Below are 17,050 nucleotides of genomic sequence, written 5' to 3' on the forward strand. Positions count from 1 at the left end.
ATCAAGGAGTTCCCCCATGAATTTCTCAACAACGGTCCATGAGTTTCGTCAGGCATTGCCAGGCACCGAGGCTTTCAAGCGCGTGCGCGTGCAGTGCGAGCAGATCATCCGCAATGTCCCCGAGCATGCGGCAATGTGTTTTGTCATCGGTGAGTTCTGCCGGGCGTATGTGCTGTTTTATGAGGATCAGGAAGTCAGCCCGGAGTTTGCCCAGCAGGTCAAAGGGCAACTGCTGGGGTACATGGATGTGCTGGAAGCGGCGCTGGACAGTGCGGATGGACGGGTATTGAGCGTTGCCTTGAATCAGGTGGTGGCGGACTATGCCGGCAGTCGCGGCCTGGTGTGAGCAAGGCGCTACACGTTCCCGGTCAGGACCGCCTCGATGCAATGCAGGGCAGGCGAGAGTTTCTGTTCGATGAGAATGGCTTTGTGAGTGGGGCGCACTCCTGACTTTGTTCTTATGAATAAAGGATCATCAAAGTAAGAACGCAATCTTGAGAGTGACCCGCTTACCGCCGGTTGACCGACGTTCATGCAAGCGGCTGTACGTGACACGCTGCCTTCTCGAAACAGCACGAGAAAGGTAATCGTCAAATTAAGATCGATATTGCAAAACAATTGCTCGTTAATGCTCATGCTATGGAGATTTCAATTAAGCGATTGACTGGCTATGGAATTCGATACTGCGAATAAGCGTGCAGTTTAATAGCTCGGCGTACTTTTCCTGCGCCGCGTTGTGGAAGTGCGTTTCCATATCGTGCGGAGAATCCCAGTGCGCGGTCACAATCCACAGGCCGGGCTCGAAATGGCTTTGCAGCGCGGCGTAGGACAGGCAGCCAGTCGATTTACGCAAGGTGTCGACCATCGTCTGTAACAGCGTACCGACGACTTCGTACTGGCCAGGAATGACATGAATAGTTACCGTGTTGGTTGCTGCGATGTTCATTGCCGAATCCTCCACGTTAAATAAATGCGCCGTGCAACTACATGAGCGGTTCTGGAACTTCGCGCATTGGCTTGATAGTCAGATTAGGGGAATGCCCCGCAAAGCTCGACAGCCAATAAATGCTAAAAGCAGAAGGCCAATTGCTTTTTGTTGTCACGCGTTGCAACTGCCATTGGACTGGTTGAAATGTCTGTTATTGGGTCTTTATTTTTCAAAGATGCCGGGTTATCTGCTAGTGATCGCTTAATGGTCGCAACTCACGGGTGGCTCTGTTCAATCAGAGTGACTCATCAGCGGAGATAGACATGTCAACACTGGATAAAGCTTTGGCGTTCAGGGCACTGCATACCGGTTCCGTGCCGTTCGTGCTCCCCAACCCCTGGGATGCCGGGAGTGCAAAAATTCTTGAGTCCCTGGGCTTTGAAGCGCTGGCCACGACCAGTGCCGGCCTGGCCTTCAGCCTCGGGCGCCGGGATGGGGAGGGCACGCTTTCGCGGGCAGAAATTCTCGCCAATGCGCGATGCATCGTGGAGGCCACGCGCCTGCCCGTCAGCGCCGATTTGGAGAATGGCTTTGGCGACTCACCGGAAGAGGTTTCCCGGACGATCATGATGGCGGCTGAAGCAGGGCTGGTCGGCGGCTCGATCGAGGATGCAACGGGCAATCCGTCGTCACCGATTTACGAGTTCAACCACGCCGTCGAGCGCGTGATGGCTGGAGTCGAAGCAGCGCGCAGCCTGGCGTTTCCCTTTACGTTTGTCGCTCGCGCCGAAAACTTCGGGTGTGGCGTACGCGATCTGGACGACACAATCCGTCGATTGGTCGCTTTCGAGGAGGCGGGTGCAGACGTTCTGTTTGCCCCGGCGTTGCCCGATCTGGACGCCATCCGCGTGGTCTGCACGGCAGTCAACAAACCGGTCAACGTCGTCATGGGCCTCGCCGGTTCACTGCTGACCATGGATGAAATGGCCGCGGCAGGAGTGCGGCGTATCAGCGTCGGCAGCTCATTCGCCAGGGCCGCGCTGGGGGAGTTCATTCGCGCTGCGCAAGAGGTGAAAAACCTTGGCACCTTCAGTTACGCCAATCAGGCGATCAGCTTCCCGGACGCCAATAAGCTCATGGGCGCTTAACGGGCCAATGGTGTCCCTAGGTACAGAGGGCAGGGACAGGTCATTCACTATCCCGGCCCTCCAGTAATCCTAAAGCCTGGCTACACATTTAATCTCGATCATGGCACTGGAAACACCCAGGGCGACTACCTGCACGAGTGTCTGGGCAACTTGCGGCTCAGCGCCATATGCGGTTGAGCGAATAGAAAATAATTCGGTTGAGCGGTCCAGGAAACCCTTGATGTCCGTCACAAACAACGTCTCTTCTACAATATGACTCATGTCGGCTCCAAACGACTGCAAGGTCAACTCGACGTTTTCATAGGCCACGCGTACCTGTTCTGCAATATCGTTTTCTCCAATGATCTGGCCGGTAGAGTCCACGCTCAACTGCCCCGAGAGGAAAATCCATCCGTCAATCTTGACGCCGTCATTGATTATTTGTTTGAACGGGCCATTACGTACTACCACTCTTTCCGATTGCATGAGCGAACACCTTCTTGGTTTCGTTGTTGAATACCCTTTACTTGGCACCCGGAGGTATCAAGTATTAATCCAAAGGTTGCATCTGTTTGATTTGCGAAAATGTGAAGAGAATCTAACAGCATTGGTCCGTAAAAATTACCGCGTCAGGAACGAAAACACTGTTCGATGATCTCGAAAAAAGAAAACGCTTTTGTGTGTAATACACTCGGGCCGTAGGGTCGTGCGGGTTGTAAATCCAGCTAAATGAAGCCATATTCTGAACCCGGTTTTCGAGTGGCTAGAAGAATGGACAGACTTGATGCTTTGCGCATTTTGATAGACATAGCCGATATGGGGAGCTTTTCCGCAGTTGCACGTTCACGCGCGGTGTCAGCCTCAACGATTACCTTAATCGTCCAGCAACTTGAAACTCGCATGGGCGTGCGTCTGATTACCAGGACCACACGAAAGTTGGCGTTTACTTATGAAGGGGATCGTTTACTTCAAGCGGCTCGAAACATTTATGAAGTGTGGGAATCTGCTGTCGGAGACATCACCCAGGTGGATGACCTGCAGGGTCCCATTCGTATTACGGCGAACAATGATTTCGGGCGGCACACCGTATTACCCGTCCTGGATCCGTTCATGACACTTCATCCCAAAGTTCATCTGACCCTGCTTTTCAGCGACGGTATTGAAAACCTGCTGGATCAGAATATTGATGTAGCTATTCGTAGCGGGCCTCTGGAAGATTCTCGCCTGAAAGCCAGGTTATTGATAAAAGGCAAGCGCGTCATTTGTGCTTCACCCCACTATTGGAAGAAACATGGAAAGCCCACGCGCCCGGAAGAACTGGTCAATCATAATTGCCTGGTTCTGTCTCGCTCAGGTGCACCTCTTTCGGTTTGGAACTTTGTGATAGACGCCAAGCGCTTTTCCGTGAAGGTCGCCGGTGATCGGGTGGTCAATGACGGTGCGGTACTTCGGCAATGGGCTGTCGAAGGGAAGGGAGTGATTATAAAAAATGAGTGGGATATAAGACCTGAGCTAGAAGACGGCAGACTTGAAATTGTGCTGGAGGACGCTGTCGAAGAGCGGGTCGATTTGTACGCGGTTTATCCGAAGGATACGCCCAGCAGGCGAACCCTCGCGTTCATTGAGTTTCTTTCGCAGAAGCTTTCAGGGGCATAACCGTAAGGTCTTTTAGGGCTTGCACGTTGAACGACAGGGCGAGCATGGTTTGTCCACTTCAGAAGAACCACCTCGCCCTTGATGTTTGAGTACGCTTATCGACGTCCCCGACCTCAATCAAGCAATGGTATCGACCACTCCACCATCGACGCGCAATGCTGCGCCGGTGGTTGCCGATGCTTGCAAGGACGAGACGTAAACCACCATGTTCGCGACTTCTTCAATCGTTGCCGCCCGCTGAATAATTGAACTCGGGCGATGCGTCATGACGAACTCGGATGCAGTTTCATCCAAGGATTTTCCGCTCTTCTTGACCTCCTCCTTGAGCATGTCAGCAACGCCTTCGGACAGAGTAGGGCCCGGAAGCACCGCGTTCACTGTTACACCCGTACCTGCCAATCGTTTGGCGAGGCCCCGGGAAATCGAGAGATTTGACGTTTTGGTGAAGCCGTAGTGGATCATGTCCGCAGGAATGTTCAGCGCCGACTCGGACGATATAAATACGATTCTGCCCCAACCGAGCTTCACCATGGACTCGGCATAAGCACGGGACAGTCGAATGCCAGACATGATGTTGACGTCGAAGAAGCGTTGCCAAACTTCGTCAGGGGTGTCGAAGAAATCCTGTGGGCCGTAAATGCCGACGTTGTTGATCAGAATATCCACCTGCGGGACTGCCAAAATCAGCTCGGCACACCCTTGGGCGTTGCCTACATCAGCAACGACGCCGTGGACGTTGGCACCGCTCACTGATTTCTGAATCTTTGCGACTGCAGCGTCTACCGCCTCCTGTTTACGCCCATTGACGATCACTTCTGCCCCCGCCTCGGCGAGCCCTTTGGCGATAGCGAAACCAATACCCAGGGTGGAGCCGGTAACGAGTGCAATTTTGCCGGTCAGATCGATTTTCATGGATTAGTTTCCGTTTTGCTTGATAAGGAGAGGAGTAACAGCGCTCCCCTCATAAGTCATAAAGGTGGGTGACTGAAAATAATCTACCAGCTATCAAGACCGCTCATTACCGCCATGGGACCAAAAACACTGTTCGGGAACATCGAAGAACGGCTGGGTATTTAAGCCCGTTCGGTTTGCCAGTACGCATTTAGTGCGTGGTATGGCCAGGCATTTTCGAAGGTGTCGGTTTTGCTCCCGTCAATGGAAACCACGCCGCCAACGCACTGTGGGCGATACTTTCCAGCGTTTCCCGGTCTGCACCGTCGCGCGCCTGGATCGACATGCCCTGTTGGACCGTAATGTAGTAACGCGCGATGGCTTCGAGATTCACACCTGCAGGGATCTCGCCGCTTTCCACGCCTTTCGCCAATTGCGCGGTGAGCACCCCAACGTTCTGCTTTCGCTTCGCCGACAGCATGCTCCGGACCGGCGCGCTCGATTCTGTGGAATGAAGAGCCGAGAGGATGACCATGCACCCGCTTGGCTTGTCTTCACGACTGAATTCCAGTGCGGTCGTCATCAGGAACGCCTCGATGGCGCCGTAAGAGGAGGGCGCGGCCAGTGTGGCCTCCCAGATCGCAGCGCCATCGGTGGTGCAATACAAATCGATGGCTTCGCCAAACAACGCCTCTTTTGAGCCGAACGCCGCGTACAGACTCGGAGAGCCTATGCCCATCGTGGCGGTGAGTTCAGACATCGAGGCGCCTTCGTAACCCTTTTCCCAAAAAAGCTCCATGGCTTTTGCAAGGGCATGCAATCGGTCAAAACTCCTTGGTCTGCCGCGCTCTGCCATCTTCATTTTCCTTTGTGTATTGATCGACACAATAATCGTTGACTCCTTTCTAGCGTCGATCATATTCTGTGTCAAACGATACATAATAGGAGGAGTCATCATGTTGCCACTTGAAGGTAAGCGCGCTTTTGTCACTGGAGCCAGCCGCGGCATCGGCGCAGCCATTGCTCGTCGTCTCGCTGCGGACGGTGCTGATGTTGCGGTTGGGTATGAACGCTCGATTGACGCTGCCCAGGCTGTGGTCAATGAAATCGAAGCGTTGGGGCGTTGCGCGGTAGCGATTCGCATGGAAGCCAACTCACCGGAATCGATTCGCGAAGCCGTAGACCACGCCGCGAGAGTGCTTGGTGGGCTCGACATTCTCGTCAATAACGCCGGGATATTTCGCGCGGGCACGGTCGAGGATATGAGCCTGCAAGACATCGACGACATCCTGTCGATCAACGTGCGTGCAGTGTTGTTGGCATCCCAGGCCGCGCTGAAGTATTTGCCCGAAGGAGGAAGGATTATCTCTACCGGCAGTAACCTTGCCGAGCGTGTCCCCGATGCCGGTTTAAGCCTGTACTCCATGAGCAAGGCCGCGCTGATCGGCTGGACCAAGGGCCTGGCGCGCGACCTCGGGCCTCGCGGAATAACCGTCAATGTTGTGCACCCGGGTTCAACCGACACGGATATGAATCCTGCCGACGGGCCGCATGCCGAAGCCCAGCTCAATCGCATGGCCATCAAACGTTACGGTCGCGCGGAGGATGTGGCTGCACTGGTTGCTTTTGTCGCGCGTGATGAAGCCCGGTCCATAAACGGCGCCGGCCTGACCGTTGATGGCGGTGCCAACGCATGACGGTTTCCACGATCAGTGCTGAAGCTGAGCTTCGGAGAGTACTTTGGGTTCTGGCGCCTGCTATCACACTGGTCGTGGCCAGCGAGTTCATCGTCGTGGGGCTGCTGCCAATGGTTGCGGCAGAGTTGGGGCTTTCGCTTGCCGAGGCTGGTCGCCTCACAAGCCTGTTCGCTATGTCTGCCGCGCTGCTTGGTCCCGGTGTTACGTTGTTGGCGGGTAAATGCTCGCCCCGCCATGTGCTTGTCGCAACGTTGTTGCTGTTCGCCCTGGGCAACGCGGTGTTGTCCCGGGCATCTGACTTTGACTTATTGTTGGTTGCCCGATTCGTGCAAGGAGCAGCGCTGCCGGCCTTTATCAGTGTCAGTGCGGCGGTCGTGACAACGCTCGCGTTGCCAGAGCGCAAAGGCCGAGCGCTCGCCCATGCCAATATCGGTTTTGTCTTGGGTGTGTTGTTCGCTTTGCCTATGGGCGTTGCGCTCGCGCAATGGGCGGATTGGCGCATGCCATTTACCGTGCTGACGGTTGCTTCGTTGGCGGGCGCTGCGGTGACCTGGCTGTACTTTCCCGACATTCGCCTTCATGAGGCACCCAGCATGCGCGAACAACTTGGCCTGGTGCGCCAACCGATTTTTCTGGTGCACCTGTTGCTGTCGATCGTCTTGTTTGCATCGATGTTTGCGGCGTATACGTTTATCGGCGCCTGGTTGGAAAGGGGACTAAGGCTCTCCAGTGGTGAGGTCGCGCTGGCGCTGCTGCTGTTCAGTCTCGGTGGTCTGCTTGGCAATAGTGCTGCGGCCCGAGTCGCCGACCGTGCGCCCAATGTGGCTACAGCGGTGACAGTGGTTGCGTTGGCCGTTTCCGTCAACCTCGCCGATGTGTTTTCAGGTGTCCTGCCGGTGGTCGTCGTATTGCTGGGTATCTGGAGCATCGCCCACACGGCCGGGGTCACCCTGAGTCAGGTCCGAGTAACGATGGCGGGAGGCCGGACACCAGCGTTCGCAATGACGATGAACCTGTCCTGCGCGAATCTCGGTATCGCCATCGGCGCCTTTTCCGGTGGCTGGACGATTGATCGCTGGGGGGAGAGGGCGATTGGATGGGCGCCCTGTGCCTATGCGGTAGTAGCCGTAGGACTCTGCATTATGCTCGCGCATTTCAACGGCAAACGTGACGGTCGAAGCGTCAAGCGTTAAGGCTTGTCATCATCGCTCATCCATCTGCAAAAGAAGGTCGCGCAAGCGATCCATGGCCGGGTCAATGTCCAGCGTTTCGATCGAGCCGAATCCCATCAGCAAACCGCTTCTGGGCGTTTCCTGATAAAAAAATCCCTCGATTGAGTACAGGCCGACTTCGACTTTTCTCGCCAATTCAATCAACAGTTTGAGATCGATGGGATGTTTGAACAGGGCCGCGATATGAAAACCGGCGGTGGTGTGGATCGCCTCCAGCCACGGCGATAGATCTCCGTTGAGTCGACTGAGGATGCGTTCGCGGCGGCCGGCGTAAATGCTATGGCAGCGGCGGATGTGTTTTTGCAATTCGCCGTCGGTCATGAACTTGGCCAACGCCCATTGCGGGAGTGTCGAGGTGTGCCAATCGGTGAATTGCTTGGCCTTCATCACCGCTTCTGAAATCGCCGGCGGCAGCACTGCGTAGCCCAGGCGCAGTTCCGGCAGCATGGTCTTCGAGAACGTCCCCACGAAGGCGACCAATCCGCGCTCATCCAGGCTTTGCAGCGAGTCGGTGGGCAGCCCCTCGTACCTGAATTCGCTGTCGTAATCGTCTTCAATGATGATGGCGCCGAGTTCTTCGGCCCGCTGCAAAAGGGCCAGGCGTCTCTCGTGGCTCATCGGCATGCCCAGCGGAAACTGATGCGCGGGCGTCACGTAGATCAGCCGGGTTTGATCCGGTATGAGGTCAACCCGCAGGCCTTCCTTGTCTACCGGCACGCCCACAACCGTTGCGCCTTGGGACGCGAACAACAAGCGAGCCGGTGGGTAGCCCGGATCTTCCACGGCGACGATGCTGCCTTTCTCCAACACCACGCGGGATATCACATCCAGGGCTTGTTGCGTGCCGTTGCAAACCACCACGTCGCTGTCCTGGCAAATGACGCCCCGGCAGAAGGCGATGTGCTGGGCGATGGCGCTGCGCAAGGCTGGAAGCCCCTCGGGGTGACTATAAAAACCTACGGATTTTTGCATCTGGCGCAGCGCATATTGGGTGCAGCGCCGCCATTCATCATGGGGAAACTGGCCTTTGCTCGTGGCCCCGCCGACAAAATCGCGGCGCACCGTACCTTCCAGCGAGGGATCGGGAAGAGGGGAATGCAGTGAGCGCCAGGCATTTACCGTTTCCGCACAGGCCAGGTCGGACGCAGTTTGCTTGCGCAGGAACTTCGATGGCCGAGCATTGACGTAGGTGCCTTTGCCGACCCGGCCAATCAGAAAGTTTTCGTAGGTCAGTTGGGCGTAGATGTCAGAAATGGTTTTGCGTGAGATGCCGAGCTGCTCCGCCAGCAACCGGGTCGGCGGCAGTTGCATGCCTGCTGCCAATCGGCCGCTTTCGATCGCTCCACGCAGTTGTTTATACAACTGACCTGCCAGATCTTTACGGCCATTGATGACAACATGAAGTTCCATACCACCGGCTCCCCTGGGTTTTGATGGGAAAGAGCATGACGTCAGACACCGTTAAAGGCCAGTAGCGAGACAATGGTAAACCGTTCTTTTCCAGTATTGGCCTGGTCCGGATTTTTGGCAATTTTGAGTGTTCCGCCAGTGGACTAGTGAAAAAAGCCACTATTGGGATTTGAGCGATCAGGACCCAGCAAGTAACGTAAGTTCCGTGACATGTAAGAGCGTCAGCTTTTAGGTATCACAACTACCGCCAGTGTTTGTTGATAGACCCGCACGTATGTCAACTAAATGCACTCGGCAGTGCTTCAAGGTTTGTTCCCTTTAGACTCGGCTTGTTTAGCGGGTCTTTTTTTTGCTTCAAAAAAAGAACGCAAAAAAACAGCCCTCACCATTTGTTGTGAGGGCTGTAATGTTTGGCGTGGAGCGCTGGTGTACGAGTGTTTAGCTGCTCTTGGCGTTGGCTTCGACACCGGATTTAGCGGTGTTCTGGCTCTCGTTTTTAGCCTTTTCCTGCGCGGCCAGGGCCTCTTGGACGTGAGCCTGGTTTTTCTCATGCAGTCTGTCACCGCCACCTTCAGCGAAAGCCAAAGAACTCAAAACGGACAAAAAAAGAGTGCAAGCAACGATAAGCTTTTTCATGGGAGTGCCTTCCAAGTAGTGCCACGGTATGTGGCTTGAGTTTTCAGGCTATTCGAATGAATATATTCGAGAAACACCCAATGCACGAAAAAACAAGTTGACCAATTTCAAGTTGTTTGGAGGGTTTTTAAAAGACCGGTATATCGATTTTATAAGGAATTGGATGTTTCGAGCGGGCACTCGAAAAACTACCTTGGCGGCGTGAACCTAATCGCTGGCTGATGACGTTATCACTGCTCAGTAGTTGCATTCAACTTCATATATCGGGATCTAGCATGAAGACCTCCAAGCCCATGGCCAAAAACAGTAAGACTGCACTCGCCGTCAGCGTATTAATCGTGCTGGGAGTGGGCAGTTATCAAGTGCAGGGGCCTGTTGCCGCTCCGGCAGCGCAAGCCCCGACCCCGGCGACCGCCGTAGGTGTGGCCGAAGTCATTGAAAAACCGGTGACGGAGTGGAGTGACTTCTCTGGCCGAATCGAAGCGATCGAACATGTCGAGATCCGTCCACGGGTCAACGGCACTATTGACGCGGTGCATTTCCAGGAAGGGCAGATCGTCAACAAAGGGGCGCCGTTGTTCACCATCGATCCTCGCCCGTATCAGGCGGCCCTGGCAAAAGCGCAAGCGACCCGCGAGAGCGCCAAGGCGCGGTTGTTCCTGGCCAAAACCGAACTGGCCCGTTCGAGCAAGTTGATCGTCGAACGCGCGATTTCCCAGCGTGAACAGGATCAACGCGCCAATGATTTGCTTGAGGCGCAAGCCGCACTCAGCGCGGCGCAAGCCGACGTCCTCAGTGCCGAGTTGAACGTGCAATACACCACGATTACGGCGCCGGTGACTGGAAGGGTTTCCCGTGCCGAACTGACCGTGGGCAACCTGGTGGGCACCGGGCAGGATGCGCCGGTCCTGACCACCATCGTGTCGGTATCGCCGGTGTACGTGAATTTCGAACTCGATGAGGCCAGCTACATCCGCTTCGCCCGCAACGGCGCGAAAGGCAGCACCGGGGTCAACAACCTGCCTGTGTTCATGGGCCTGTCGAACGAAACCGACTACCCGTACAGCGGCCATATCAAGTCGCTGGACAACCAACTCGACCGGCAGTCCGGAACCCTGCGGGTTCGTGCGGTGTTCGACAACGCGAATGGCGAGCTCACACCGGGTATGTACGCCAGGGTCCGCACCGGTGATTCGGCGCCACGGGCCGCGATGCTGATCCGCGATCAGGCCGTGGGCACCGACCAATCCAGGAAATATGTGTTTGTGGTCAATGCCGACAACAAGGTGGCTTACCGCGAGGTGTCCCTGGGGCCGGTGATTGATGGCCTGCGGGTGGTGCGCTCGGGCCTCTCCAAAGGTGAACGCATCGTCGTCGAAGGGCTGCAGAAAATCCGTCCTGACGACCGGGTGGAGCCACAACCGACGGCCAATGCCGTCGCCCTCGGCGCCCAGAACCCACCCGGCAGATCCTGATCTTCGGTCAGTAAGGAGAGGCTCCCATGAACATCTCACGCTTTTTTATTGATCGGCCGATTTTCGCTGGCGTGCTGTCAGCGATCATCTTCATCGCCGGCCTGATCGCCATTTTCAACCTGCCGATTTCCGAGTACCCGGATGTCGCGCCGCCGTCCGTTGTGGTCAAGGCGCAATACCCCGGCGCACACCCGCAAACCATCGCCGAAACCGTCGCCACGCCAATGGAGGAACAAATCAACGGCGTGGAAGGGATGCTGTATATGAACTCCCAGGCCACGCCGGACGGGCAACTGACCCTGACCGTGACCTTCAAGCTCGGCACCAACCCAGACCTTGCCCAGCAAATGGTGCAGAACCGGGTGAACCAGGCACTGCCACGCCTGCCCGAAGCGGTCCAGCGGCTGGGCGTCACGACCCTTAAAAGTTCACCTGACCTGACGATGGTCGTGCACTTGCGCTCGCCCAACGATCGCTATGACATGCAGTACCTGCGCAACTACTCCCTGATCAATATCAAGGACCAACTGGCGCGGCTGCCGGGCGTCGGCCAGGTTCAGGTGGCGGGCTCGGGTGACTACGCCATGCGTGTCTGGCTTGATCCGCGCAAGCTGGCGGCGCGCAACCTTGCCGCCAGTGACGTGGTGCAGGCGCTGCGTGATCAGAACGTCAACGCTGCGGCCGGGGTGATTGGGGCTTCGCCTTCCGCACCGGGTGTCGACTATCAGATTTCGGTCAATGCCCGTGGGCGTTTGACGACGGAAGACGAATTTCGCGATGTGATTGTCCGTACCTCGCCGGACGGACGTGTCACGCGTTTGCGGGATGTCGCGCGGGTCGAGCTGGCGGCAGGCGAGTACGCCTTGCGCACACTGGTGGATAACAAACAGGCCAACGCCATCCTCATCTATCAGTTGCCGGGTTCCAACGCGCTGCAGATTTCCGACAACGTACGCAAGACCATGGCCGAGCTGAAAAAGGACATGCCCGAAGGCGTCGATTACCAGGTGATCTACGACCCGACGCAGTTTGTCCGTTCTTCCATTGACGCGGTCATTCACACGTTGCTGGAAGCGATTGTATTGGTCGTGCTGGTGGTGATCATTTTCCTGCAAACCTGGCGTGCTTCGATCATCCCGCTGCTGGCCGTGCCGGTTTCGGTGGTGGGGACGTTCGCGATCATGTTGATGATGGGTTTCTCAATCAACGCCTTGAGCCTGTTCGGGCTGGTGTTGGCGATCGGGGTCGTGGTCGACGATGCGATTGTGGTCGTGGAAAACGTGGAACGGAATATCGCGCTCGGCCTGTCGGCCCGTGAAGCGACTTATCAGGCCATGCGTGAAGTGTCGGGACCGATCGTGGCGATCGCCCTGACCCTGTGCGCAGTGTTCGTGCCGCTGGCATTCGTGAGCGGGTTAAGCGGGCAGTTCTTCAAGCAGTTTGCGTTGACCATTGCCATCTCGACGGTGATCTCGGCGTTCAACTCGCTGACGCTGTCACCTGCGTTGGCGGCGATGCTGCTCAAGGGCCACGACGCGCCAAAGGATGCGTTCCAAAAAGCCTTCGACAAGGTCTTCGGTGGCTTCTTCAAACACTTCAACCGCCTGTTTGGCCGCGCTTCGGACAACTACGGCACCGGCGTCTTCCGGGTGCTTAAGCGCAAGTCGCTGTCGTTGCTGGTTTACGGCGGGCTGGTGGTCGCTGCGGTGCTGATTTTCAACAAGGTGCCGGCAGGCTTTGTGCCGCCTCAAGACAAGCAATACCTGGTGGGCTTCGTGCAGTTGCCGGATGCCGCTTCCCTGGATCGCACCGAAGCAGTGTTGCGCGACATGACCAGCACCGCACTGGCGGTGCCAGGCGTCGACGCGGTCACCGGTTACGCGGGTTGGTCCATCAACGGCTTTGTCAGCAGCCCGAATTCCGGCGTGGCGTTTTTTGTCCTCAAGGATTTTGCCGAGCGCAAAGGCCCGGGCATGACTGGCAATGAAATCGCCGCACAACTGAATGCCAAGTTCGCCGGCATCAAAGGTTCCTACACGGCGGTATTCCCGCCGCCGCCGGTGTCGGGCATGGGCAATGTGGGGGGCTTCAAGTTGCAATTGCAGGATCGAGCGGCCCTCGGCACGCCAGCGCTGAATGATGCCTTGCAAGCGTTCATGGCCAAGGCTAAACAGGCACCGGAACTTGCTGGCATGTTTTCCAGCTTCCAGATGAACGTGCCGCAACTGTATGCCGATGTCGATCGGACCCGTGCTCAGCAGTTGGGGGTGTCGGTGCCGTCGGTGTTCGAAACCTTGCAGATCTATCTGGGCTCGATCTACGTCAATGACTTCAACAAGTTTGGGCGCACCTTCCAGGTCAAGGTCCAGGCTGACGCCCAGTTCCGTGGGCATGCAGAAGATATCGGGTTGCTCAAGGCGCGCAACGACAAAGGTGACATGGTGCCGCTGGCCTCGGTGTTGAAAATGACCCAGACCTACGGTCCGGATCAGGCCATGCGCTACAACGGTTTCCCCTCGGCGGATGTCAGCGGCGGTCCGGCACCGGGCTACAGCAGTGGTCAGGCCCTGGAAGCCATCGAGCGTATTGCCGCCGAAACGTTGCCCCGGGGCATCGGCTACGAATGGACCGAACTGACCTACCAGAACAAGATTGCGGGCAACACGCTGTTCATCATCCTGCCTCTGTCGATGCTGCTGGTGTTCTTCGTGCTAGCCGCGCAGTACGAAAGCCTGACGCTGCCGATTGCCGTGTTGCTAATTGTGCCGATGGGCATTCTTTCGGCGATTACCGGGGTTTGGCTGACCGGTGGCGACAACAACCTGTTCACGCAAATCAGCTTCGTGGTGTTGGTGGGGCTGGCGTGCAAGAACGCGATTTTGATCGTCGAATTCGCCCACGAACTGGAACAACAGGGACGCTCGATTCGCCAGGCGGCCATTGAAGCGGCGCGCCTGCGTCTGCGGCCGATCCTGATGACATCCATTGCCTTTATTGCGGGCGTGGTGCCCCTGATCACATCCAGCGGCGCCGGCGCGGAAATGCGTCAAGCCATGGGCATCGCGGTATTCACCGGGATGATCGGTGTGACGCTGTTCGGCTTGTTCCTGACCCCGGTGTTCTACGTGCTGCTGCGGCATTTGTCGGTGCGCTTCTCGCGCCACGACAAAACCTTATCCGGCAACACTGCACACGAGTCCTCTCATTCAGCTATTCAGGAGGTTTGAGCCATGAAATACGGAACATTCGCCATCAGCCTCTTGAGCCTCGGCATCCTGCTGGCCGGCTGCTCGCTCAGCAAACCGGCAGAAACCACCGACGTTGACGTACCGGCGATGTATCGCGAAGTCGCCAAGGAAAACGCTGATCGCTGGAAGGTCGGCGTGCCGTCCGATGCCATCGATCGCGGCCAATGGTGGAAGGTGTTTGGTGATGATCAACTCAGCGGTTTCATCATCGAGGCGAGCCAAGCCAACCCGACACTCACGGTGGCGTTGTCGCGGGTCCAGGAGGCGCGGGCATCGGCCGGCCTGGCCAAGGCTGACAGCAGTTTTCAGCTTGGGTTGGGCGCGGGGCCGACACGGCAAGGGACCGCGGATTCCGCACAGACGACCTTGCGCACGCAGTTGAACGCCTCCTATGAGGTCGACCTGTTCGGCGGGCTCGCCGACAACACGCGCGCGGCAACCCTGGAAGCCATGGGCGAGGAGGCGGCTTATCGGTCGGTCCTCCTGGCGTTGCAATCGGACGTCGCGCAGACCTATTTCAGCCTGCGCACGCTGGACAGTGAAATCGCCATCCTTGAAGACACCATTAAATTGCGCCGCGAGTCGCTGAACATGGTGCAGCGCCAGTTCGATACCGGGGACCGTAGCGAATTGGAAACTGCCCAGGCACGCACAGAGCTGGCGACCGCCCAAGCGTCACTGGAAAGCGCATTGCGCGAGCGTTCGGCCAATGATCACGCGCTCGCCGTGCTGCTGGGCAAGCCGCCCTCCAACTTCACTTTTGCTACCGCGCCGTTGCTCGTGCAAACGGTGGAGATCCCTGCGGGATTGCCGTCGGACCTGCTTGAGCGGCGGCCGGATATCGCTCAGGCGCAACGCCAGTTGGCCGCGGCAAGTGCGCGCATCGGTGTGGCGAAATCGGCGTTTTTCCCAAGGCTGGTGCTGACGGCCTCGGGTGGTTTCGAATCCACCGATCTGAATGACTTGTTCAAGTGGTCGAGCAGAAGCTGGTTACTCGGGCCGTTGGTGGGCACGGTGCTCAACATGCCGTTGCTGGATGGCGGGCGTAACCAGGCCAACCTGGACAAAGCGGATGCGCGTTATGACGGCGCCGTGGCCTCGTACAAAAACCAGGTGCTGATCGGCTTCAAAGAGGTGGAGGACAGCCTGAGCGCGATTCGCACACTCAATCGTGAGTTGCAGTATCAGGATGAGGCGGTCGAGGCCGCCACGCGGGCGGCCACCCTGGCGGAAGCGCGTTACACCAACGGCTCGACCAGCTATTTCGAAAGCATCGATGCCCAGCGCACCCGCCTGGTTTCCCAGCGTGCCCAGGCCCAGGTCTCGGGGCTGCGAGCCAAGGCCTACGTCGGTCTGATCAAGGCGTTGGGCGGCGGCTGGGGCAGGGTGGATAACACCCCCATCGCGCTCGCCAGGCAATAAATCCGGGCCATTGACGGCAGGTCAATGGCCTGCTGTTTTTTCCGGGGATTGGCGGTGGTTTGCCCTGGCAGGACACCCTACATTCGTAACACTACTGAAAGGGAGCCAACTGATGGAATCTCGACTGGATTACTACGCAGCGTCACCCAGGGCGATGAAAGCGATGATCACCCTGGAGGCCATGACCAGCAATTTGAGCATTGATGCATCGTTGCTGCACCTGATCAAAATTCGTGCCTCGCAACTGAACCAATGCGCGTTCTGTACCGACATGCATTCGATTGACGCCCGGCGGCTGGGCGAGTCCGACCGTCGCCTGTACTCCGTGGCGGTGTGGCGCAGCAGCGACTTTTTCACGGCCCGCGAAAAAGCTGCCCTCGCGTGGACGGAAGCACTGACCCAGATGACCGGCAGTGATGTCTCGGACGAAGTCTACGATCAGCTACGCGCCGAATTTACCGAGGCAGAGATGGTTGATCTGACCATGGCGATCAACGCCATCAGCAGCTGGAACCGGCTGGCGGTGAGTTTTCGCCAGAAGCCCAGTGTCTGATGTAGCTGTAACTTAGAGCGATGCTGTCGGAGTATTCTGGCTCAAAAGAAACACCTCACCATGAACACTGATACACCAGGAGTGCGTCCATGAAGTTACTGCACGTCGATTCGAGTCCGAAGCGTGAACGTTCGAATTCCCGGGCGTTGGCCCGCTACTTTGTAGAGTGTCTGCGCGAGCAGAACGTCAGCCTCGACATCGATTATCTGGATTTGACGCTGACCCCGCCGGCGCATATCGACGAGTCCTTCACCATCGCCGCGTACACGCCCACGGTGCAACGCACCCCGGCCATGGAACAGGCCCTGGCGCCGTCCACCGCCTTATGCCAGCGGGTGCTGGACGCCGATGCCTTCCTGTTCGCGATGCCGATGCATAACTTCTCCTATCCCTCGGTGTTCAAGGCTTTTATCGACAACATCATTCGCGCCGAATTGACCTACGTGCCAGGTAGCCCAGGCGAGTACTTTGGCCAGTTGGTGAGGCAGAAAACCCTGTTCATCACCACCCGAGGCACGGACATGCGTGCGGGCATGCCGCTCTCGCATATGGACGCACTGACGCCGTCCCTTAAAGCCGCGTTCGGATTTATCGGCATCCAGAACCCTGCGTTCGTGAATGCACAACCGACTCAGTTTGCCGCCGCGCAAGAGCGTGAAAAAGCCCTGGAAAGAGCCCGTGGCCAGTTAGCGGACATTGCAAAAAAATGGGCGCTGGAACAGTAAATCCAGCGCCCAGAATTTGAAACTTCACACGTAATAAGCGCGCATTAGAG

At 57.1% G+C, this 17,050-nt stretch carries 17 protein-coding genes; 10 read left to right on the plus strand and 7 right to left on the minus strand.

Annotated features, from left to right (window positions below; translation table 11 throughout):
• Nucleotides 1-16 precede the first annotated feature (16 nt).
• Nucleotides 17-346, plus strand: a complete 330-nt coding sequence (locus ACIQY3_RS17450; protein WP_403021606.1) for a hypothetical protein — start codon at nt 17-19, stop codon at nt 344-346.
• Between the two features lie 8 nt (nt 347-354).
• Here the strand turns inward: ACIQY3_RS17450 and ACIQY3_RS17455 are convergent, their stop codons facing one another.
• Nucleotides 355-636, minus strand: coding sequence for a LysR family transcriptional regulator (locus ACIQY3_RS17455; protein ID WP_403021608.1), 282 nt, complete (start codon nt 634-636; stop codon nt 355-357).
• Between the two features lie 16 nt (nt 637-652).
• The gene (locus ACIQY3_RS17460) at nt 653-946 is read right to left on the minus strand and encodes a putative quinol monooxygenase (RefSeq protein WP_403021610.1); all 294 of its coding nucleotides are present in this window, start codon (nt 944-946) and stop codon (nt 653-655) included.
• A 299-nt stretch (nt 947-1,245) separates the two neighbouring features.
• Between ACIQY3_RS17460 and ACIQY3_RS17465 the strand changes: the two genes are divergently transcribed.
• On the plus strand, nt 1,246-2,076 hold the full coding sequence (locus ACIQY3_RS17465) for an oxaloacetate decarboxylase (protein ID WP_403021715.1): 831 nt from the start codon (nt 1,246-1,248) through the stop codon (nt 2,074-2,076).
• A 69-nt stretch (nt 2,077-2,145) separates the two neighbouring features.
• On the opposite strand, the gene ACIQY3_RS17470 is transcribed toward ACIQY3_RS17465, so the two are convergent.
• Entirely contained in the window at nt 2,146-2,541 is a 396-nt protein-coding gene (locus ACIQY3_RS17470; RefSeq protein WP_403021612.1) for a RidA family protein, read from the minus strand.
• 285 nt (nt 2,542-2,826) lie between these two features.
• Between ACIQY3_RS17470 and ACIQY3_RS17475 the strand changes: the two genes are divergently transcribed.
• Complete coding sequence (locus ACIQY3_RS17475; protein ID WP_403021614.1) at nt 2,827-3,711, plus strand: LysR family transcriptional regulator; 885 nt, start codon at nt 2,827-2,829, stop codon at nt 3,709-3,711.
• Between the two features lie 117 nt (nt 3,712-3,828).
• Here the strand turns inward: ACIQY3_RS17475 and ACIQY3_RS17480 are convergent, their stop codons facing one another.
• The gene (locus tag ACIQY3_RS17480) at nt 3,829-4,623 is read right to left on the minus strand and encodes an SDR family NAD(P)-dependent oxidoreductase (RefSeq protein ID WP_403021617.1); all 795 of its coding nucleotides are present in this window, start codon (nt 4,621-4,623) and stop codon (nt 3,829-3,831) included.
• A 190-nt stretch (nt 4,624-4,813) separates the two neighbouring features.
• The gene (locus tag ACIQY3_RS17485; protein ID WP_403021619.1) at nt 4,814-5,560 is read right to left on the minus strand and encodes a TetR/AcrR family transcriptional regulator; all 747 of its coding nucleotides are present in this window, start codon (nt 5,558-5,560) and stop codon (nt 4,814-4,816) included.
• Between ACIQY3_RS17485 and ACIQY3_RS17490 the strand changes: the two genes are divergently transcribed.
• Entirely contained in the window at nt 5,559-6,299 is a 741-nt protein-coding gene (locus ACIQY3_RS17490) for a 3-oxoacyl-ACP reductase family protein (RefSeq protein WP_403021620.1), read from the plus strand. The genes ACIQY3_RS17485 and ACIQY3_RS17490 overlap by 2 nt on opposite strands.
• Nucleotides 6,296-7,492 (plus strand): MFS transporter, encoded by a 1,197-nt coding sequence (locus ACIQY3_RS17495; RefSeq protein ID WP_403021622.1) that lies wholly within the window; start codon nt 6,296-6,298, stop codon nt 7,490-7,492. Before ACIQY3_RS17490 ends, ACIQY3_RS17495 begins: the two co-directional genes overlap by 4 nt.
• Before the next feature lie 9 nt (nt 7,493-7,501).
• Here ACIQY3_RS17495 and ACIQY3_RS17500 read toward each other — a convergent pair whose 3' ends face one another.
• Both ACIQY3_RS17500 and ACIQY3_RS17505 read right to left on the minus strand, forming a co-directional pair.
• Complete coding sequence (locus ACIQY3_RS17500; RefSeq protein ID WP_403021624.1) at nt 7,502-8,941, minus strand: PLP-dependent aminotransferase family protein; 1,440 nt, start codon at nt 8,939-8,941, stop codon at nt 7,502-7,504.
• Nucleotides 8,942-9,379: 438 nt separating this feature from the next.
• Nucleotides 9,380-9,577, minus strand: coding sequence for a co-regulatory protein PtrA N-terminal domain-containing protein (locus ACIQY3_RS17505; protein ID WP_403021627.1), 198 nt, complete (start codon nt 9,575-9,577; stop codon nt 9,380-9,382).
• A 275-nt stretch (nt 9,578-9,852) separates the two neighbouring features.
• Here ACIQY3_RS17505 and ACIQY3_RS17510 point away from each other — a divergent pair, with 275 nt between their 5' ends.
• From ACIQY3_RS17510 to ACIQY3_RS17530, 5 genes are all read left to right on the plus strand, one after another.
• The gene (locus tag ACIQY3_RS17510) at nt 9,853-11,052 is read left to right on the plus strand and encodes an efflux RND transporter periplasmic adaptor subunit (protein ID WP_403021629.1); all 1,200 of its coding nucleotides are present in this window, start codon (nt 9,853-9,855) and stop codon (nt 11,050-11,052) included.
• Between the two features lie 26 nt (nt 11,053-11,078).
• Nucleotides 11,079-14,279 (plus strand): efflux RND transporter permease subunit, encoded by a 3,201-nt coding sequence (locus tag ACIQY3_RS17515; RefSeq protein ID WP_403021631.1) that lies wholly within the window; start codon nt 11,079-11,081, stop codon nt 14,277-14,279.
• 3 nt (nt 14,280-14,282) lie between these two features.
• A complete protein-coding gene (locus tag ACIQY3_RS17520) occupies nt 14,283-15,722 on the plus strand; it encodes an efflux transporter outer membrane subunit (protein WP_403021633.1) in 1,440 nt (479 codons plus the stop codon).
• Nucleotides 15,723-15,834: 112 nt separating this feature from the next.
• Nucleotides 15,835-16,275, plus strand: a complete 441-nt coding sequence (locus tag ACIQY3_RS17525) for a carboxymuconolactone decarboxylase family protein (protein ID WP_403021635.1) — start codon at nt 15,835-15,837, stop codon at nt 16,273-16,275.
• A gap of 89 nt (nt 16,276-16,364) precedes the next feature.
• The gene (locus ACIQY3_RS17530; protein WP_403021638.1) at nt 16,365-17,000 is read left to right on the plus strand and encodes an FMN-dependent NADH-azoreductase; all 636 of its coding nucleotides are present in this window, start codon (nt 16,365-16,367) and stop codon (nt 16,998-17,000) included.
• Nucleotides 17,001-17,050 lie beyond the last annotated feature (50 nt).

The sequence above is a fragment of the Pseudomonas sp. NPDC096950 genome (genome assembly GCF_044762525.1).
Lineage (GTDB): Bacteria > Pseudomonadota > Gammaproteobacteria > Pseudomonadales > Pseudomonadaceae > Aquipseudomonas.